At 64.4% G+C, this 20,041-nt stretch carries 15 protein-coding genes; 10 read left to right on the plus strand and 5 right to left on the minus strand.

From position 1 onward, the window contains the following. From DIE22_RS16100 to DIE22_RS16130, 7 genes are all read left to right on the plus strand, one after another. A complete protein-coding gene (locus tag DIE22_RS16100; RefSeq protein WP_124605488.1) occupies positions 1–1,137 on the plus strand; it encodes an acyl-CoA dehydrogenase family protein in 1,137 nt (378 codons plus the stop codon). 30 nt (positions 1,138–1,167) lie between these two features. After that, positions 1,168–2,373 (plus strand): CaiB/BaiF CoA-transferase family protein, encoded by a 1,206-nt coding sequence (locus DIE22_RS16105; RefSeq protein WP_124605489.1) that lies wholly within the window; start codon positions 1,168–1,170, stop codon positions 2,371–2,373. Between the two features lie 94 nt (positions 2,374–2,467). Then, on the plus strand, positions 2,468–2,773 hold the full coding sequence (locus DIE22_RS16110; protein WP_014895931.1) for a DUF485 domain-containing protein: 306 nt from the start codon (positions 2,468–2,470) through the stop codon (positions 2,771–2,773). Between the two features lie 11 nt (positions 2,774–2,784). Next, positions 2,785–4,470: a cation acetate symporter gene (locus DIE22_RS16115; protein ID WP_124605490.1), complete on the plus strand. Its 1,686-nt coding sequence runs from the start codon at positions 2,785–2,787 to the stop codon at positions 4,468–4,470. 355 nt (positions 4,471–4,825) lie between these two features. After that, positions 4,826–6,115 carry a dicarboxylate/amino acid:cation symporter gene (locus DIE22_RS16120; protein ID WP_124496668.1) on the plus strand — a complete coding sequence of 430 codons (1,290 nt, stop codon included), beginning with the start codon at positions 4,826–4,828 and terminating at the stop codon, positions 6,113–6,115. A 4-nt stretch (positions 6,116–6,119) separates the two neighbouring features. Continuing rightward, positions 6,120–8,138, plus strand: coding sequence for an ATP-binding protein (locus DIE22_RS16125; protein WP_124605491.1), 2,019 nt, complete (start codon positions 6,120–6,122; stop codon positions 8,136–8,138). 85 nt (positions 8,139–8,223) lie between these two features. Beyond that, positions 8,224–9,579, plus strand: a complete 1,356-nt coding sequence (locus DIE22_RS16130; RefSeq protein WP_124605492.1) for a sigma-54 dependent transcriptional regulator — start codon at positions 8,224–8,226, stop codon at positions 9,577–9,579. 108 nt (positions 9,580–9,687) lie between these two features. On the opposite strand, the gene DIE22_RS16135 is transcribed toward DIE22_RS16130, so the two are convergent. Beyond that, entirely contained in the window at positions 9,688–10,224 is a 537-nt protein-coding gene (locus tag DIE22_RS16135; RefSeq protein ID WP_124496672.1) for a peroxiredoxin, read from the minus strand. A 164-nt stretch (positions 10,225–10,388) separates the two neighbouring features. On the opposite strand from DIE22_RS16135, the gene DIE22_RS16140 reads away from it, so the two are divergent. Continuing rightward, complete coding sequence (locus tag DIE22_RS16140) at positions 10,389–10,961, plus strand: hypothetical protein (RefSeq protein ID WP_124496674.1); 573 nt, start codon at positions 10,389–10,391, stop codon at positions 10,959–10,961. A gap of 334 nt (positions 10,962–11,295) precedes the next feature. Here the strand turns inward: DIE22_RS16140 and DIE22_RS16150 are convergent, their stop codons facing one another. Further along, positions 11,296–12,852 carry a YifB family Mg chelatase-like AAA ATPase gene (locus DIE22_RS16150; RefSeq protein ID WP_311767739.1) on the minus strand — a complete coding sequence of 519 codons (1,557 nt, stop codon included), beginning with the start codon at positions 12,850–12,852 and terminating at the stop codon, positions 11,296–11,298. A gap of 148 nt (positions 12,853–13,000) precedes the next feature. On the opposite strand from DIE22_RS16150, the gene DIE22_RS16155 reads away from it, so the two are divergent. Further along, the gene (locus tag DIE22_RS16155) at positions 13,001–14,332 is read left to right on the plus strand and encodes a phospholipase D-like domain-containing protein (RefSeq protein ID WP_124605493.1); all 1,332 of its coding nucleotides are present in this window, start codon (positions 13,001–13,003) and stop codon (positions 14,330–14,332) included. 2 nt (positions 14,333–14,334) lie between these two features. On the opposite strand, the gene DIE22_RS16160 is transcribed toward DIE22_RS16155, so the two are convergent. From DIE22_RS16160 to DIE22_RS16170, 3 genes are all read right to left on the minus strand, one after another. Further along, complete coding sequence (locus DIE22_RS16160; RefSeq protein ID WP_185640622.1) at positions 14,335–17,013, minus strand: DNA methyltransferase; 2,679 nt, start codon at positions 17,011–17,013, stop codon at positions 14,335–14,337. 715 nt (positions 17,014–17,728) lie between these two features. Then, the gene (locus tag DIE22_RS16165; protein WP_124605495.1) at positions 17,729–18,601 is read right to left on the minus strand and encodes an ImmA/IrrE family metallo-endopeptidase; all 873 of its coding nucleotides are present in this window, start codon (positions 18,599–18,601) and stop codon (positions 17,729–17,731) included. Next, a complete protein-coding gene (locus tag DIE22_RS16170; RefSeq protein WP_124605496.1) occupies positions 18,598–18,918 on the minus strand; it encodes a helix-turn-helix domain-containing protein in 321 nt (106 codons plus the stop codon). Before DIE22_RS16170 ends, DIE22_RS16165 begins: the two co-directional genes overlap by 4 nt. A gap of 83 nt (positions 18,919–19,001) precedes the next feature. On the opposite strand from DIE22_RS16170, the gene DIE22_RS16175 reads away from it, so the two are divergent. Further along, positions 19,002–20,039 carry a CBASS oligonucleotide cyclase gene (locus tag DIE22_RS16175; protein WP_260426681.1) on the plus strand — a complete coding sequence of 346 codons (1,038 nt, stop codon included), beginning with the start codon at positions 19,002–19,004 and terminating at the stop codon, positions 20,037–20,039. The last annotated feature ends 2 nt before the right edge of the window (positions 20,040–20,041 follow it).

Below are 20,041 nucleotides of genomic sequence, written 5' to 3' on the forward strand. Positions count from 1 at the left end.
ATGGATTTCCAGCTCACAGAAGACCGCCGGATGCTGGCGGACACGTTGAACCGCTTCATCGCCGAACAGTACGCGTTCCCGGTGCGCGACCGCATCGCGCAGTCGGCCGACGGATTCGATCGCACGATGTGGCAGCGCTTCGCCGGGCTCGGCGCGATCGGCGCGCTGTTTGCCGAAGCCGACGGCGGCTTCGGCGGTGCGGGCTTCGACATCGCCGTGGTGTTCGAATGCCTCGGGCGCGGGCTCGTCGTCGAGCCGTTCCTCGGCGCGCTGCTCGCGGGCCGCGCGCTGGCGCTCGCCGGCGGCGCGGCGCATCGCGAGCGGCTGGCCGCGCTGATCGACGGCAGCGCGAGCGCCGCGTTCGCGCACGACGAGCCGGGCTCGCACTACGAACTGACGACCGTGCGCACGCGCGCCGAGCGGCCCGGCGACGGCTGGGTGCTGACGGGCGCGAAGGGCGTCGTCGACCAGGCCGCGCAGGCGGCGTTCTTCGTCGTCAGCGCGCGCGTGTCCGGTCACGACGACGACGCGGCCGGCATCGCACTGTTCGTCGTGCCGGCCGACGCGCCGGGCGTGTCGCTGCGCGACTACCGGAAGATCGACGGCGGCCGCGCGGCCGAGGTGCGCTTCCAGCGCGTCGCGTTGCCGGCCGATGCCGTGCTCGGCGAGCACGGCGGAGACGCCGGTGCGGCGCTGCTCGAACGCGTGCTCGGCTACGGGCTGCTCGCGCTGTCGGCGGAGGCGCTCGGCGCGATGGACGTCGCGAAGGAGGCGACGCTCGAGTACCTGCGCACGCGCAAGCAGTTCGGCGTGCCGATCGGCAGCTTCCAGGCGCTGCAGCACCGGATGGCCGATGTGCTGCTCGAAGTCGAGCAGGCACGCTCGGCGGTGATCAACGCGGCCGCGCAGCTCGAGGCGCCGCGTGCGGTGCGCGAGCGCGCGCTCGCGGCGGCCAAGTACAGCGTCGGCCGGATCGGCACGCTGGTCGCCGAGGAAAGCATCCAGCTGCACGGCGGGATCGGGATGACGTGGGAGCTGCCGCTGTCGCATTACGCGAAGCGGCTCGTGATGATCGATCACCAGCTCGGCGACGAGGATCACCATCTCGCGCGCTATATCGCGCTGTCGAAGCAGTAGAGGCGGACCACGCGAATGGAGGAGACAAGGATGACGAACGAACCGCGCGCGTTGCCGCTGGCCGGCGTGAAGGTGCTCGATTTCTCGCGCGTGCTCGCAGGCCCGTGGAGCGCGATGGTGCTCGCCGATTTCGGCGCGGACGTGATCAAGGTCGAGCATCCGGCGCGCGGCGACGACACGCGCGACTGGGGGCTGCGGATCGGCGAGACCGAGACGACCTACTTCAACAGCGTGAATCGCAGCAAGCGGTCGATCTGCGTCGACCTGCAGACCGGGGAAGGGCAGCGCATCGCGCGCGAGCTGGCCGCGCAGGCCGACGTGCTGATCCACAACTTCAAGTTCGGCGGCGCGGAGAAGCTCGGGCTCGGCTACGACACGCTGGCCGAGCTGAATCCGCGGCTCGTGCATTGCGCGATCTCCGGCTACGACCGCTCGGGCCCGGAGGCCGCGCGGCCCGGCTACGACCTCGTCGTGCAGGGCGAGGCGGGGCTGATGGCGCTGAATGGCGAGGCCGGCCAGCCGCCGCTGAAGTTCGGCGTCGCGGCGGTCGACCTGTTCACCGGCATGTATTCGGCGCAGGCGATCCTCGCCGCGCTGTACGAGCGCCATGCGACGGGGCGCGGACGGCGCATCGAGATGGCGCTGTTCGACTGCGGGCTGATGATCACCGCGTACTACGGGCTCGACGCGCTGCTGATGGGCGAGGACCCGCCGCGCTACGGCAACGCGCATCCGTCGATCGTGCCGTACGGCGTGTTCGATGCGGCCGACGGCCCGCTCGTGATCACGGTCGGCAACAACACGCAGTTCGTGCGTTTCTGCGACGCGATCGAGCGGCCCGACCTCGCCGCGGACGAACGCTACAGGACCAACCTCGGCCGCTCCGAGAATCGCGCCGAACTGCTGCCGCAGATCCGCCGCGAACTCGCGTGCCGGCCGCGCGCGATGCTGCTCGCGGCGCTCTCCGGCGCGGGCATTCCGTGCGGTGAAGTGCTCGGGCTGCACGACGCGCTGACGTCGGAGCGCGCGACCCGCGCGGGGCTCGTCACGCGGCAGCCGCATCCGGTCGCGGGCGGCGTCGACGTGCTCGCGCCGCCGTACCGCTTCGACGGCGCGCGCCTGCCGGTGCGCGGTGCGCCGCCGGTGCTCGGCGCCGATACGGACGACGTGCTCGGCAGCTGGCTCGGACTGTCGGCGGAGGAAGTGGCGGTGCTGCGTGCGGACCGCATCGTGTAGATCGTTTTTGCCGCCGCGGCGCGGGCGGGAAGTCGACGCGCCGACCATCCACAAGACCGCTCTCGCGAGACGACGAGACGATATTGGAGACACCATGGAGCTTTCCGTCATCGAATCGGTCACGGCGCGCCGTGACTACCAGCAGCTCGTGCGTGCGCGGCGCCGCTTCAGCTTCACGCTGACGGCGCTGATGATCGCGACCTACTACGGCTTCATCCTGCTCGTCGCGCTCGCGCCGCACGTGCTGGCCGCGCCGCTGTACCGCGGTGCGACGACCACGGTCGGGATCGCCGCGGGCGTCGCGATCATCCTGGTCGCGATCGGCCTGACCGCGTGCTACGTGCTGCGCGCGAACCGTGCGTTCGACCGCCGCGTCGACGCGATCCTGCAGCGTTCGTGATGGAGGCCGACATGCGACGTATCTCGAGCGCGCTCGGCGCGCTGGCCGTTCTCGTTTCCTCCGCCGCCCATGCGACTTCCGTCGCGGGCCCGATGCCCGACAAGGTCGAGCTGAACCCGGTCGCGATCGCGATGTTCTTCGCGTTCGTGTTCGCGACGCTCGCGCTCACGCGCTGGGCCGCGCGCCGCACGCGCTCGACGCGCGACTTCTACACGGCCGGCGGCGGCATTACCGGGCTGCAGAACGGGCTCGCGATCGCGGGCGACTACATGTCGGCCGCGTCGTTCCTCGGGTTGTCGGGGATGGTGTTCATGTTCGGCTTCGACGGGCTGATCTACTCGATCGGCTTTCTGGTCGGCTGGCCGTTCGTGATGTTCCTGATCGCCGAGCCGCTGCGCAACCTCGGCAAGTTCACGTTCGTCGACGTCGTCGCGTATCGCTTCGCGCAGCGGCCGATCCGGCTGCTGACGTCCGCGAACGCGCTGACGATCGTCGTGCTCTACCTGGTCGTGCAGATGGTCGGCGCGGGCAAGCTGATCCAGCTGCTGTTCGGGCTGTCGTACGGCACGGCGGAGCTGATCGTCGGCGTGCTGATGGTCGTCTACGTATTCTTCGGCGGGATGACCGCGACGACCTGGGTGCAGGTGATCAAGGCCGTGCTGCTGCTGTGCGGCGCGACGCTGCTCGTCCTGCTCGCGCTCGCCGAATTCGGCTTCAGCGTCGACGCGATGTTCCGCCGCGCGGTGGCCGTGCATCCGGGCGCGCTGTCGATCATGGGGCCCGGCAAGCTGATCCGCGATCCGGCCAACGCGCTGTCGCTCGGCATCGCGCTGATGTTCGGCACGGCCGGCTTCCCGCACATCCTGATGCGCTTCTTCACGGTGCCGAACGCGAAGGAGGCGCGCAAGTCGGTGCTCTACGCGACGGGCTTCATCGGCTATTTCTATTTGCTGACCTTCGTGATCGGCTTTTCCGCGATCGTGCTGCTCGCGCAGCATCCGGAATTCTTCCGGCTCGGCGCGAACGGCACCTTCAACCTGACGCACGACCTGCTCGGCGGATCGAACATGGTCGCGGTGAAGCTTGCGCAGGCGGTCGGCGGCAACTGGTTCTACGGCTTCATCGCGGCCGTCACGTTCGCGACGATCCTCGCGGTGGTCGCCGGGCTGACGCTCGCCGGCGCGACCACGATCTCGCACGACCTGTATGCGCAGATGTGGGCGCGCGGCAAGCCCGACGAGCGGCTGGAGATGCGCATCTCGCGTGCGGCGACGATCGGCTTGTCGGCGATCGCGATCGCGCTGTCGATCCTGTTCGAGCACGTGAACGTCGCGTTCATGGTCGGCCTCGTCGCGGCGGTGGCCGCCAGCGCGAATTTCCCGGTGCTCGCGATGTCGATCTTCTGGCGCGGGATGACGACGCGCGGCGCGGTGCTCGGCGGCGGCCTCGGCCTCGCGTCGGCGGTCGCGCTCACGGTGCTGTCGAAGTCGGTGTGGGTCGACGTGCTGCACCACGCGCACGCGCCGGTATTCCTCGACAACCCGGCGCTCGTGTCGGTGCCGCTCGCGTTCATCGGGATCGTCGTCGGCTCGCTCGCGGACCGCGGCGAGCGCGCGCGTCGCGAGCGCGACGCGTTCGCGCAGCAGGAGTTCTATGCGCAGACGGGCGTGCTGGCCAGTCGCGCCGTGCAGCACTGATTCGTTCGACGAATGGGCAAATCCGTCCGGATCGCCGGACGGAAATTTTCCGGAAATCCGGAATTCCGGATTTCCTTGCCTGCCGTATTATGAGAAATACAATGAAAACAACGGCTTGAGGGGTTCCGGAAACCTGGCATCGACCTTGCGATATGAAAAGCACGGCCATCCCCCCGGCCTGACTATTAAACCAAGGAGACAATCGATGACCACTGCCTTCCATCCCCTCCGGACGTCCTGAGGCATCGCTTGTTGCGGCACGGCAGCCGCGCGGGCGAGTGAATCTTCCCCTGTGACATTCGTCCGCGCGCGTGACGCCGTTTCCACCGGCTCATCTACTTCAGCAGGAACCATCGTGAAGAAGAAACCCTTCTACAAAGTGCTCTATGTGCAGGTGATCTTCGCCATCATCGTCGGCGTGATCCTCGGCCACTTCTATCCGGCGCTCGCCACCGACATGAAACCGCTCGGTGACGGCTTCATCAAGTTGATCAAGATGGTGATCGGCCCGATCATCTTCTGTACGGTCGTCACCGGCATCGCCGGCATGGAGGACATGAAGAAGGTCGGCCGCGTCGGCGGCAAGGCGCTGCTGTACTTCGAGGTCGTGTCGACCTTCGCGCTGCTGCTCGGCCTCGCGGCCACGCACATCCTGCGTCCGGGCGTCGGCTTCAACATCGATCCGGCGACGCTCGACGGCAAGGCCGTCGCATCGTACGCGGCGAAGGCGCACGGGCAGTCGACGGTCGACTTCCTGATGCACATCATCCCGAACACGATGGTCGATGCGTTCGCGCAGGGCGAAATCCTGCAGATCCTGCTGATCGCGCTGTTGTTCGGCAGTGTGCTCGCGCACCTCGGCGAGCGCGGCAAGGTCGTCACCGACTTCATCGACGGCCTCACGCGCGTGCTGTTCGGCATCGTGCACATCGTCACGAAGCTGGCGCCGATCGGCGCGTTCGGCGCGATGGCGTTCACGATCGGCAAGTACGGCGTCGGCTCGCTGGTGCCGCTGCTCAAGCTGATCGGCACGTTCTACCTGACGTCGGTCGTGTTCGTGCTGGTCGTGCTCGGCGCGATCGCGCGCGCCACGGGCTTCTCGATCATCCGCTTCGTGTCGTACATCAAGGAAGAGCTGCTGATCGTGCTCGGCACGAGCTCGTCGGAAGCCGCGCTGCCGCAGCTGATGGAAAAGCTCGAGAAGGCCGGCTGCTCGCGGTCGGTCGTCGGCCTCGTCGTGCCGACCGGGTACTCGTTCAACCTCGACGGCACCAACATCTACATGACGATGGCCGTGCTGTTCATCGCGCAGGCGACCAACATCGAACTGACGTGGATGCAGCAGCTCACGCTGCTCGCGGTCGCGATGCTGACGTCGAAGGGCGCGAGCGGCGTCACCGGCGCGGGCTTCATCACGCTCGCCGCGACGCTCGCCGTCGTGCCGACGATCCCGCTGTCGGGCATGGTGCTGATCCTCGGCATCGACCGCTTCATGAGCGAATGCCGCGCGCTGACCAACATCGTCGGTAACGGTGTCGCAACCGTCGTCGTGTCGGCGTGGGAGAAGGAGCTCGACCGCAACCAGCTGCGCCAGGCGCTGAAGGGCGGCGGCGAGGTCAAGGCGACCGAGACGGCCGGCGTCTGACATCATGAAGGAGCAGGCGGCGGCACCGCCCGCAGGCGGCGCGCCGCGCGGCGGCCGGGGCGGCTGGGGCAGTGATGCGGAGCCCTATGACACAATAGGCGATCCGCATCGCCAGGAAGCCACGTCCGTGAAGCGCCGCCTGCTCATCCTCGTCGTGCTTGCCGCCGCGCTCGCGGCGGCCTGCGCGCTGACGTGGACCGTCACGTGGCAGCGCGGCGTCGCCGAGCTGCAGCGCAACGCCGCGGTGCGCGTCGACCGCACCACCAACGCGCTCAAGAGCACGCTCGATCGCTACGAATCGCTGCCCTATCTGCTGGGCAGCCATCCGTACGTGCTGGACCTGCTCGCCGAGCCGAAGCGCGCCGATTTCACCGCGCGCGCGAACCGCTATCTCGAAGACCTCAACGAACACGCACACGCGACCGTCACCTACGTGATCGGCGCGGACGGTCTGTGCGTCGCCGCCAGCAACTGGCGCGCGCCCGACAGCTTCGTCGGGATCGGATACCAGTTTCGTCCGTATTTCATCGACGCGATGAACGGCCGGGTCGGCCGCTTCTTCGCGATCGGCACGATCTCGCGCGATCCCGGCTACTACATTTCGCAGCCGGTGTGGCGCGGCGGCAGGATCGCGGGCGTCGTCGTCGTGAAGCTCAATCTCGAATGGTTCCAGGGCGCCGATGCGTCCGAGCCGCTCGTCGTCGCGGACGATCACGGCGTCGTGTTCCTGTCGTCCGTGCCCGCATGGAAGTACCACACGCTGCATCCGCTGACGGGGCCCGTCGCCGCGTCGATCTACGAGACGCGCCAGTACGCGCAGCAGCCCGTCACGCCGCTGCCGCTGCGCGTCGAGCAGGTGCTCGGCGCCGATGCGGAGATCGTGCGGCTCGGTCCCGGCCTGCGCGCGCCGCGCTTCCTCGCCAGCAAGCGGCGGATCGGCGAGCCGGACTGGCTGCTCGTCACGCTCGCGCCGATCGCGCCCATCGACGCCGACGCGCGCAATGCGACGATCGTCACCGGCTTCGGCTTCGTGTCGGTCGCGTTGCTCGCGTTCTACTGGCGCATGCGCCGCGCACGCGTGCGCGAGATGATCCGCGGCCGTGCGCTGCTGCAGCAGGCGTATGCGGAGCTGAACCGGCGCGTCGAGGAACGCACGGCCGACCTGTCGGAAGCGAACACGCAATTGCAGAAGGAAGTCGGCGACCGGATTCGCGCGGAACAGGAATTGCGCGCCGCGCACGATGAACTGATCCAGGCGAGCAAGCTCGCCGCGCTCGGCCAGATGGCGGCCGGCATCACGCATGAACTGAACCAGCCGCTCGCGGCGTTGCGCAGCTTCTCGGACAACACGCGCGTGCTGCTCGATCGCGGCGAGCAGGCGGCCGCGCGCGAGAACCTCGAGGCGATCGCCGCGCTGACCGAGCGGATGGGCAAGATCACCAACCAGCTGAAGCTGTTCGTCGGCCGCGCGAAGCCGCGCAACGAGCAGGCGCTCGTCGTGCGCGCGCTGCGCAGCGTGCTGTCGCTGCTCGGCGACCGGCTGCGCGGCGTCGCGCTCACGCTGACGCTGCGGGATTCGACCGTGTCGCCCGCGCAGGATGCGCCGCTCGACCTCGCGCGCGATTATCCGGAACTCGTTGCCCGGTGCGAGGACCTGCGCCTCGAACAGGTGCTGATCAACCTGCTCGGCAACGCGCTCGACGCGGTCGCGGGCGTCGCGGCACCGGCGATCGACGTGACGATCGCGGTGTCGGCCGCGACGCTTGCGGTCGAGGTGCGCGACAACGGCTCAGGCATCGCGCCCGACTTGCTGCCGCGTTTGTTCGAACCGTTCTTCACGACGAAGGAAATGGGGCGCGGGCTCGGGCTCGGTCTTGCGATCTCGTCGTCGATCGCGAGCGACGCGGGCGGCGCGCTGACCGCGCGCAACGCGCCGTCCGGCGGCGCGCTGTTCGTCTTGACGCTGCGGCGTGCGCGCACGCATCATCCGGACTCCGTGTCCGAGCCGACGGGCTCGCATTAGGCCCGGACCCGGTCGGCGCACGACCGGCATCAACGAGAGCCGCGCGCGCCCCCGCCGCGCGGCCTGTCAGGAGCAAGTGACTACGATGGCTAACCGGCTGCAAGTAATCTATATCGAAGACGATGCGCTCGTTCGCCGGGCGAGCGTGCAGAGCCTGCAGCTCGCGGGCTTCGACGTCGTCGGGTTCGAATCGGCCGAGGCGGCCGACAAGGCGATCGTCGCGGAAACCGCCGGCGTGATCGTCAGCGACATCCGGCTGCCCGGCGCGAGCGGGCTCGACCTGCTCGCGCAGTGCCGCGAGCGCGTGCCCGACGTGCCGGTGATCCTCGTCACCGGCCACGGCGACATCTCGATGGCCGTGCAGGCAATGCGCGACGGCGCGTACGACTTCATCGAAAAGCCGTTTGCGGCCGAGCGGCTGATCGAGACGGTGCGCCGCGCGCTCGAGCGACGCGAGCTCGTGCTCGAGAACCATGCGCTGCGGCGCGAGCTGGCCGGGCAGGGCATCGTCGCGCCGCGCATCATCGGCCGCAGCCCGGCGATCGAGCAGGTGCGCAAGCTGATCGCGAACGTCGCGCCCACCGACGCATCGGTGCTGATCAACGGCGACACGGGTGCCGGCAAGGAGCTGATCGCGCGCAGCCTGCACGAGCTGTCGCCGCGTCGCGACAAGCCGTTCATCGCGGTGAACTGCGGCGCGCTGCCCGAGCAGATGTTCGAGTCGGAGATGTTCGGCTACGAGCCCGGCGCGTTCACCGGCGCCGCGAAGCGCCGCGTCGGCAAGCTCGAATATGCATCCGGCGGCACGCTGTTCCTCGACGAAATCGAAAGCATGCCGCTCGCGCTGCAGGTGAAGCTCTTGCGCGTGCTGCAGGACGGCGTACTGGAGCGGCTCGGCTCGAACCAGCCGATCCGCGTGAACTGCCGCATCGTCGCGGCCGCGAAGGGCGACATGAGCGAGCTCGTCGCGGCCGGCACGTTCCGGCGCGACCTGTTGTACCGGCTCAACGTCGTGACGATCGCGCTGCCGCCGCTCGCCGAGCGCCGCGAGGACATCGTGCCGCTGTTCGAGCACTTCATGCTCGACGCGGCCGTGCGCTACGGGCGGCCGGCCCCGGTGCTGACCGACCGGCAGCGCGCGAGCCTGATGCAGCGCGACTGGCCCGGCAACGTGCGCGAGCTGCGCAACGCGGCCGACCGCTTCGTGCTCGGCGTCGCCGACATGCCGCAGGAAGCCGGCGCGACCGGCGACGATGCCGAGAACGACCAGACGCTGAAGGAGCGCATCGAGCAGTTCGAACGCGCGGTGATCGCCGAGGCGCTGAACCAGACGGGCGGCGCGGTCGCCGCGACGGCCGACCGGCTGCATGTCGGCAAGGCGACGCTGTACGAGAAGATGAAGCGCTACGGGCTGTCGGCGAAAGGCGAAACCGAGCGCTGAAAACGAGACGGACCGCGGAACCGGGCTGGCCGGTCGTGCGGTCCGTCGTGCGGAGCAGGGCGCGGCGTGCGTCCCTGCGAGTCTTGTCGTGCGGCGCTTAGGCGGCGCTCAGGCCGCGTTGCTGTCGAGCGCCTTCTTGAGCAGCGCGTCGAGTTCCGCGAATTGCGGTGCCCCGACGTAGCGCTTCAGGATCTTGCCGTTCTTGTCGACGACGAAGGTCGTCGGCGTGAGCTGCACGTTGCCGAACTGCTTCGCGACGCTGCCGTCGTCGAGCGCGACCTTGAACGGCAGCTGGCGCGTCTGCGCATAGTTCGCGACGTACATCGGCGGGTCGTAGTTCATCGCGACCGCGACGAATTCCAGCCCCTGACCCTTGAAGCGATTGTAGGTATCGACCATCTGCGGCATTTCCTGCATGCAGGTCGCGCAGCTCGTCGCCCAGAAATTGACGAGGTAGACCTTGCCCTTCAGGTCGCCGGCCGTCGACACCTTCTGGCCCGACAGCAGCGTGAACGTGGCGTCCGGCGCGGTGGACTTGCCGTTGAACGCGAAGAAGCCGGCAACGGCGATGGCCGCGACGACGACGGCCGCCACGATATAGCGGGCGGGGCCGGTGCGGCGCTGGGCGGGAGGCGTGGTGTTCATCTGCGGTGCTCTCGGAGTCGGTCGATGACGCGGATCGATGCGAAGGACGTCGAAATTCGACGCTCATTTTAGCGCGAATGCGCCGCATGCACCGGCGGCCGCCACACATCCCGGGTGTCGGCTTCGGCGGATAATGAGCACTTTTGCCTGTCCCCGTCACTGCCATGCTGAAGGAAGTCATTGATTCGTCGCGCCCCCTTTTTCGCTCGCTGCGACACTTCGCCGCGCTCGCGTGCGTGAGCGCGGCGCTGGCCGCCTGCTCGCCGTCATATGACTGGCGTACGCTGCACAACGACGCCGGCTACACGATCGACCTGCCGGCGAAGCCGACCGTCGAGAACCAGCCGGTGGCGGTCGGCGGCGCGTCGATGCCGATGCGGATGCAGGCCGCGCACGTCGACGGCGCGGTGTTCGCGGTCGGCACGCTGACGCTGCCCGACGACCGCGACGACACGCGCCGCGCCGCGCTCGAGTTCCTGCGCGCCGGGCTGTCGCGCAATCTCGAAGGCGCGCCGCAGACGGGCTCGGTGCCGGTGCCGCTCGCGGCCGGCGGCGCGGTAAACGGGCTCGAGCTGCGTGTCGCGGGCGCGGCCAGCGGCGGCGACCACGCGCACAAGACGATCGTCGCGCGGCTCGTGGCGCGCGGCCGGCATGCGTACCAGGCCGTCGTGATCGCCGACGGGCCGCTCGCGCAGGAACAGCTCGACCAGTTTTTCGGCTCGTTCAAACTCGACTGACACCGGCCGGCGAGGGCCGCTCAGACATTCGGTGACAACTGAAAGTTCATTCGCAGCTTTCGACGCTAATCGCCGGATTTTGCGGGGATTTTTCGGCTATCCACAGCGCATGTGGATAACTTTGTTGAAAAGTTGGCCGAATCTCGCGCAAAGCCATGCCGGACGGCCTTCCGGGACATTTGATAGCGTGCATGCCATTTTGGAAAAATCAATCAAAACAACGGGATACGAATTTCTCGATGAACAGGCGTTCGCGCGCGGATATCCGGGGCCGGATTCGCGAAATTGTGCATAAGTCAAGTCTTGACAGCCGTGTTTTGTCCTCCAATGGCGTTCACAGCGCCGTGAGCGCGCGCCGGTAGCGGATCGCCTCGGCGATCTGCGCGGCCGTCGGCAACGGGTCGCCGGCCAGGTCGGCGATCGTCCGCGCGACCTTCAGCACGCGGAAATACGCGCGCGCCGACCAGCCGAAGCGCTCGCCCGCCTCGCGCAGCAGCCGCTCGCCATCGTCGGTCGGGCGGCACAGGTCGTCGGTCTCGCGGCCGCTCAGCATGTGATTCGTCTTGCCCTGCCGGTCGAGCTGCAGCGCACGCGCCTGCGCGACCCGCGCGGCGACCGCGGCGCTCGGCTCGCCAGGCGCCGTCGCGCGCGACGCGAGTTCGGCAGGCGACAGTGCGGGCAGGTCGATCTGGATATCGATCCGGTCGAGCAGGGGCCCCGACAGCTTGCGCAGGTAACGCGTGGCGACGTCCGGCGAGCAGCGGCAGCGCCCGGACGGATCGCCGTGCCAGCCGCACGGACACGGATTCATCGCGGCGATCAGCTGGCACGCGGCGGGGAAATCAGCCTGCTGCGCCGCACGCGAGATCGTGATGCGGCCGGCTTCGAGCGGTTCGCGCAGCATCTCCAGCACGTGCCGGTCGAATTCGGGCAGCTCGTCGAGAAACAGCACGCCGAGGTGCGCGAGCGTGATCTCGCCCGGCTGCGGCGGGTTGCGGCCGCCGACCAGCGCGGCGGCGCTCGACGAATGGTGCGGCGCGCGGAATGGCCGCCGCCGCCACTGCGCGGGCGAGAAGCCGATGCGGCTCGCGGACAGGAGCGCGGCCGACGTCAGCGCCTCGTCGTCGGTCAGCGGCGGCAGGAGGCCCGGCAGCCGCGCGGCCAGCATCGACTTGCCGGCGCCGGGCGGCCCGATCATCAGCATGTGGTGCCCGCCCGCGGCGGCCACCTCGAGCGCGCGCCGGGCGCCGCGCTGGCCGACGACGTCCGCGAGATCGGCTGCGGCCGGCGCCGGCACGCCGTCGAGGCAGGGCGCCGCGACCGGCGCGAGCCGCGCGTCCGGCGCACCGGCGAGGTGCGCGCACAGCGCGGGCAGGTCGGGCGCGCCGAACACCGTGACGCCCGGCACGAGCGCGGCCTCGGCGGCGCTGTCGAGCGGCAGGTACAGCTCCGGCGGGCGCGACGCGGCCGCCGGGCCGGACATCGCGACGGGCTGCGCGCCGGAACCGGCACCCGATCCGGTTTCACCCGCGCGCCAGTCGCGTGCCGCGCCGCACGCCATCGCGAACGCGCCGCGCATCGGCCGCAGCGCGCCGGTCAGCGACAGCTCGCCCGCGAATTCGCGGCCGGCCAGCGCGTCGGCCGGGATCTGCCCGTTCGCGGCGAGGATGCCGAGCGCGATCGGCAAGTCGAAGCGGCCCGACTCCTTCGGCAGGTCGGCCGGCGCGAGATTGACGGTGATGCGCCTGACGGGGAACTCGAATCCGCAGTTCTGCAGCGCGGCGCGCACGCGCTCGCGGCTTTCGCGGACTTCGAGATCGGGCAGGCCGACGATCGATATCGTGCAACCGTAATTGCACTGCCACTCTCGGATGAGACTCTCATCGCAGATGGCACTTTTAGAATCCAACGGCATTGGGCGTGGGAAGGCGTGAGATGTGGTGAAGTCCCAGTGGACAGCGTTTGAGATATCCTTTCGGCTCGAAGCAAAAGGCCAGCCAATTTCAAGCTCGCAGCTGTTAAATCGTCAATAAACACAAATGCGTATCGATTTCATTGCCCAACCGGCTCAGCAGCTTGGAAACCTGCTCGAAGCAGCCCTTGCCAGCGCCGTAAGCCCTACGCGGGTAGTACTCGTTTCCGCATTCGCCTCTCGGCAGGCAGTCCTTCGTCTCAAACGCCGCCTGCATGAGCTTCACACTGGCGGAACGGCCGTCCGGGTCGTCGTCGGCGTCGATATGGGTGGAACCAGCAAGGAGGTTCTACAAGAACTTTCCCGTTGGCCTTTCGAAGTCTTCGTGTTCAAGAATCGGAAAAGCGGAGTGACTTTTCACCCGAAGCTCTATCTGGTGGAGGCACCAACTGCAGGGGAAATCTTCCTCGGGTCAAACAATCTGACCGAAGGTGGCTTATACAGGAACTACGAAGGGGCAGTGCAGGTAAGTTACAGCCTTCCCGACGACGCCGCAGAGTTTGCTACGGCCAAGAATCAATTGAGCAAGTTTATTGAACCTGGTGCCCCGATTGGTCGGATTTTGGACAATGGATACTTGCAATGGCTGGTCGCGCGGAATGAAATCCCGAGTGAAGTAGAGATTCGGCAGGGCCGTAGGCTCGCGCGAGGAGCTGGCACCCCGCAGGACGAAGGGGCGAGCTTATATGGATTCGAGCCCACAGCCGGCCCGCCTCAGCTTCCTCTCGAAGTTCAACAGGTCGTAATTGCCGCTGTGCGTAGCCAGATTGATGAGCTCAAGGAAGCAAAGGCCACTGCGCAGCGGATTCGAAGAGCTGAGGAAAGGAAGAGCAAGAAGGCGGCCGCTCCAGGGAGTTCCGTGGCGCTTCCAGTTCCTGAAACCCAGCCGGAATTCGTTAGCCTCACGCCGCTGGCGCAAATCGCGCCTACGGCCTTTTATCTCGAACTTACCGCCACCGAGGGTAAATCTAGCGAGATTCCGGGCGAGCAGCGGATACCACTAGAAGCCGTTAGTGCAGCGCAAGATTTTTGGGGCTGGCCCGACAACTACGTCAGGTCTGTCAATCCCCGAAAGGGCGAAGGTGCCGGAGGGGAAGAGCGTGTCTACTTCAATTGGAAGCCAGTGTGGCGCGTACGCTCAATCAGCGACGCCGCCAAAGAAGTAATTAACGGCGTTCGCATGTACTTCTACCAGAACAGTTCGGACTTTAGGTTTTACTCTGGCGCGTTAGTGGGGTGGGCGAAGGCAGGCGACTTCATCCGGATTACTCGCGGCGAAAATCAGCCGTACACCTACGACTGCGCGTTGGCGATAGCAGGCACGCCAGAGCACGCAGAATGGAAGTCCTATTGCCCGCCCGCTACCGGACGCTCTCCCCGCCTATTCGGATTCTCGTGATTTTATTTGCGAAACCGAAGCACGACGTTCTCAGTGATAGCGTTCTTGATATGCACTAGGTTTTCGGTCGTGACCGAAATGTCGATGCGCTCGACGGCCGTGAAACCGTGCGTTAGTGCGATTGTCTCCACGAGGTCCGTCGACGGAATGCGTATGTCGTCGCCGTCGATGTTCATCTTACTATCGCCGATGACGACCATGGCTTCGGCATTTGGTTTGCAGAGCCTGTGAAGTTGCGAAAACACGGAGTCCATGTCTTTAAGGAACCGGTGTACGAGTGCCGGCATGTTCTGTTTACGGAACCCGGAATCAGACGACCGCGCAATGGCGCCATGCAGGTGCCGAACAAACTCCAGGCACTCGCGAGGTAGACTATCCTTCTTGAGAAACTCTGTCTCGAGTTGTCGTTTGCTCGTTGTATTGAGTTCACGGCTTCCAATGAGTGCCTGTTCGAGTGGGCGTCGCTCACTTCCGCTCAGTCCAAACAGCGATAGCAGCGACAGACGGTCCGTATCAATATAGGGCAACGCCATTGCGTATGGCGGGCTTGTTAGAACCAGGTCTACAGTCTCGTTGGAAAGCCCAAGTGTGTCGTAGGTAGTTTTCAGGCGGTTATCGCCGGCGATTGCGTGAGAGCGGAAAAACGGATTGGGCGCATAACCTCGGACCTTCCAGAACTTCTCGACGCGCGCGAACTGTAGGGCGAGTTGCTCCTTGAATAGACCGAACACGTCCGCATCGTCTAGCAAAACCTTACGGTAACGTATCCGAAGGTCCGTTGGCTCTTGCTGGGACACTTCGCGAATTATGCTGCTTAGAACAACCTGAAGGAAGTCACGCACGGCACCGCTGCTGCCAGAGCGAATTACTTTCAATAGCCAGTTAAGCTTCCGGCTGACAGGTGCAGCAAACCATCGGCCGATTTCGTCGAGACACTCCGGATTGAATTGGTCTAAGCTGGAAGGCAAACGGGATGAAGCGGCATCTATCGTTTCCACGACGCTTGCCACCACATCTGTTAGCACGTCGGGGTCGACGTCGAGAATCGACGTCTTTGCCCGCGCTATCTGTGCGGCTAGAGGATTGAGGTCACAGCCATAGGTTGCGTAACCATTCAGATGCCCCTCAAGCAGCGTAGTCCCGCTCCCGCAGAATGGGTCGAGGATGGTTGCCCCGTGCGGCAGCGACAACTGGTTAATAAGACCCTTAGCCAGCTGTGGGTAGAACTTCCCTTTGTAAGCGTGAATACCGTGCGTTACATATTTCGGGTCTTTGCGTGCGCTCGGGTTGACCGCTGCGCCATTCTCCAAAATCGCTTGCCAGGTCGGCTCTCCATGACCATTCGGAAAGCGGATTTGATGGGTGAACACTAGAGAACGGCAGCGAATCAAGTCGCCAACGTCAGCTTGCTTTTGAATCGAGGCGACGCCCGCGTCAGCCAACTCCCCGAGTTTCACCGGTCCACTTTCCCGTTCGCGCAATTTCAGCTCATACGGCCATGGCTTGTAGGGAGGTGGTTCCAAGGTAACGAGCGTCCTCTTGGCTCTCTTTCGAAGAATCAGCAGACTTTCGGTTGCGGCCCTTCGCCCCGCAGGGGTGAACGACCGCCTCGTCTTATGCACTGGACGCTCAATGACACAGCTTGTGTCGAATCCATGGTCATCGGCTTCGTCAGCGAGGAGGCTGGCTGTTGCGTACGTCTCCCCGTTATAGACAGAGTCGCCGATTACCAACGCGGCATAGCGTCCGCTTTTCAGTACCCGGCGGATGTTGTCCAGTGCCAGCCGCATATCTGCGAAGTAACTTTCGAATCCGCTTGATTCCCGCTGATGCTTCAGGTGCGAACCAATTTCGACCTTGCCCAATGCGACAGGGTCGAAGCCCAGCCAAAGCAAGCGAAAACGGTGGTACAGGTGGTAGTCCGTGGCATTCCCATAAGGTGGCGACGTAACGACCAAGTCCACTGAGCCATCCGGAATCTCATTTGAAGAGATGTTGCGGACGTCGCCCGTGAGAAAACGAGATACCCCATAGCGGGTCGCTGCCGCGTTCCGGGCCACGGACTTCATTACAGTCTCGAATTCCTTCACATAGCGCTTGGTCGTTTCACCGATGGGTACTACGCGGGGTACGCTCTTGTATCGCGTCTCGGAATCTTGAAATGAAGCAGACAGTACTGTACGTGACAACGCTAGCTTTGCGATGTCCTGTGCTGATTCACTTTCAAGCTGAGAAATCCGATAGCGGATATGGGAAAGCTCGCCGAAGGCCGAGTCAGCGAACCATTTTTCACGATTCGCGATTGTTGGCGCGTGAGCCCCGTACGCCGCCATTAGTTCTGCTGCGTCGGAGGGCAATGACTCAAGGAGTGCACGCAAGGCCCCGTGCAGCAAGTGAAGCTCGGCCGTGACGTCCGCCGACACTCGCGCAGTCTTTACGCGACCGATAAGCGCGGCGACGGGATTGGCGTCAACGCTGACCGCGCGTCGGCCGAGGCGGATAGCCTCTAGGGCCGTTGTCCCGCTGCCTCCGAATGGGTCGAATACTAACTCCCCGCGCGAACTAAGCAACGAAATGAACGTACCAGGCAGTTGCGGTATGAACTTGGCCGGGTAGGGGTGCAGGTCATGACCTAGGAAGCGCGTATCGTCGTCAGTGAATCCCCAATCCAGCGAGTTCAAGTGAGAGAGCGCATCTTTCGGGCTCCGCGTATGAAGAGGTAGCTCTTCATACGACGCAGCCGCTGGCGTCTCGTCCGTCGTCGCGAAGGCTGATAGTTGGGCTTGAGTCCAAAGGGTGTTCTGTCGCATTCTGGGAGTATAACAAAAACCCAGATTTTGCACTCTCCGCTTTTGCGGTGGCGTCCAACCGGTACGCTTATCGGTCCAGCTCGCGCGACTCTCTAGCGGAAAGGACTGTTTGAGCGGGATGCAGGTTGCCCATCGATTTTCCACAACCGGACCCGCCTGGGACGCATGGTCCGAAATCGCGATGACGGCCTGAGAGGCCGAGCTGCCGAGAGGGGTGGCAGTGTAGCAGCGCAGATTTGGAAGATAGGAGTCGCGTCTGATACGATATCGCCAACTTAAGTCTTACCTGCTCTGCTGTCTTTGGGTGGGATGTCCGGAGACTTCCCAGGTGGTCTGCTGATGTTGGCTGCCCTCGTCTCGATGTTTGACATCGAGTTCTCAGTTGTTTATTCGACTAAGAAGAGGAACGGAAAATGAAAGTTAGATTTCGCCTGAAAAGCAAGTGCAATGGCGTCAAGTCTCTGGGGGTTAATGACGGCAGACCACTGAGGGAAGTAAGGACGTTCGCTAATTACGGCTAGGTGAGAGCAGACTCCCCCGCCAATGAATAAAGGGTATGCGCCAGCATTGGCGCATACCTTTTTTCTTATCTTGGCACAGGTTCGTAGCCGGCACGAGGTGGCCAAACATCCGCCAGCCTGGGCAGCACCAATAGAGTAAGCACGCGATTGTGGGCTGTCGAGGTGATTTTCATTTCTCGGACCGACATCGTTGGCTCGGCATGGTCGAACCACGTACGTGCGGGTAGAAGGCGGCCGTCGCGAGAATGCGGTACGGTCTGGTCTGCCGTGAGTGACCCTGCTGGCACCGCCACTGGAGTTCCGCGAGTCCGGAAAAAAGCGCCCGCTCGGAACGCAGGTTCGCTCGACGATGCCCAATGAACGAATCCGTCAGACGACAGCAGTACGACTGCCTTTTCGTCCGTGTAGTCCAACCATTTGAGGACGGCCGCAGTCAGTGAAACGCCGTACCGGGCCGCGCAGTGGCTCAACACATCCAGGTCGACGGTCTGTCCGATTTGCTGTCGAAAATCCGTGAGCGGCATGAGCAGGTAGGAGGCGAACCGGTCAGCCTGCGCTTCGATGTCTTGCTCATTCTTGGACCAGTTCAGCATGTCCTGCTCGGTGCACTGAAACGAGTCTGTCGTTGACCGGTGCAGAATGTAATGCCCCAGCTCGTGAGCCTGCGTGAACCGAATGCGTCCTTTGGATGAAAGGGCGCTGTTGTACAGCAGCAACCAGTCCGAGTCGACCTTGAAGAGCCCGCCTTCGAACTGTTGGATGTCTGCCGCCTGGACGTCGGTAATTGGGTCCTTCCACTGATAGAAGTCAGCGCATCCGCGTGCAAGGCGCTCGACATCCACTGGAAAGCGGTCTTCGCCTGCTTGCGCGGCATAAGCGGCCAGAATATGACTAAGCTTGCTGGCCTCCTTCGGAGGCGACAAGGACTCGCTGGTCATTTTTTCTTGAACGTTTCCAGAATCTTTCGCAGCTGTTCTTTCGCGGTAGGGTCTAGCTTCTGGTAGTTTCGGAAGAAGACCTCGTCCTTATGCTTTTCCCCAGGGACGCTGACGTCCTCGTCAATGAAATAGCTCACCGTGACACCCAGCACATCTGCCAACGCCGACAGCTTTTCGGCAGATGGGCGCTGTGACTCACGGTTTTCGAGCTCCCATATGTAGCTCTTGCTCATTCCGGCTCGTTCCGCGAGCTGGTCAAGCGTCAGCCCGCGCTGCTTACGCAACTCCCGGAGTTTGTCGCAAAGTCGTGTCGCCATATCCATCCTCTAGATGACTCGGATTGTATCGCTACTCCGAACAAAATGGTTGACAGAAGCGAAAGTCCAGAGGATAGTGCCTCATGTTCGCTACTCCGAACATTTTGTGCTGTTATATCGGGTTTGTGGCGATTTCGCAATCTCGGCGAGGTGATATGACGCGTACTCACGTAGACCATCAAGATATCGTTCGATTTGCGCAGGAAAAGGTCAACCTGCCAAAGGAGAAGGCCGACGAATTTCGCGCACAGGCGCGCCGGCTACGGGAGCGGCTGGAAGGTTACATCGGGGACCATCCGGACTTTTCACTTAAGAAAATGTTGTTGTCGGGTAGCCTCGCCAAAGGCACGGCGTTGCGCACTCTCAATGACATCGATGTCGCGGTCTATGTGAGCCGTGACGACGCGCCGCACGAAATCGGCGACCTGATTTCGTATCTTGCCGAACGGCTGCGCAAGGCCTATCCCAACTTCACGTCCGACCAGGTCAAGCAGCAAACGTACTCCGTCACCGTGTCGTTCAAAGGCTCGGGGCTGGACGTTGACGTGGTGCCGATTCTGTACGCCGGCGACCCCGAATGGCGCGGCCAACTGGTGAGCCAGGAAGACGGCGAGTTGCTGGAGACCAGCATTCCGTTGCATCTTGCATTCACGCGTAAGCGAAAGCAGGCGCAGGAGACGCACTACGCGCAGGTCGTTCGCCTCGTCAAGTATTGGGCTCGTTTGATGAAGCGTGAGCGTGAGGGGTTCCGATTCAAGTCCTTCATGATTGAACTCATCCTGGCGCATCTGAGCGACGAGGGCGTGGATTTTTCGGACTACCCGAATGCGCTTCAGGCGTTTTTCACTTACGTGGCTCAGACGGACTTAGCCGCTCGTATCGTCTTCGACGACCACTACGCGCCGTTGGTGGTCCCAGCGAGCAGCGACCGCGTGCAAATTTTCGACCCCATCAATTCGAAGAACAACGTCGCGCGCCTCTATACGAAACAGCAAGCGGCGGACATTGTCGACGCAGCCCTCGACGCGGGTGATGCCATTGACGCCGCACTCGCGGCGCCGACCAAGGAGTTGACGGTTCGGTACTGGCAAAAGGTCTTCGGTTCCTCTTTTCAGGTGTAGTC

It is taken from the genome of Burkholderia sp. Bp9142, assembly GCF_003853415.1.
GTDB lineage: Bacteria > Pseudomonadota > Gammaproteobacteria > Burkholderiales > Burkholderiaceae > Burkholderia.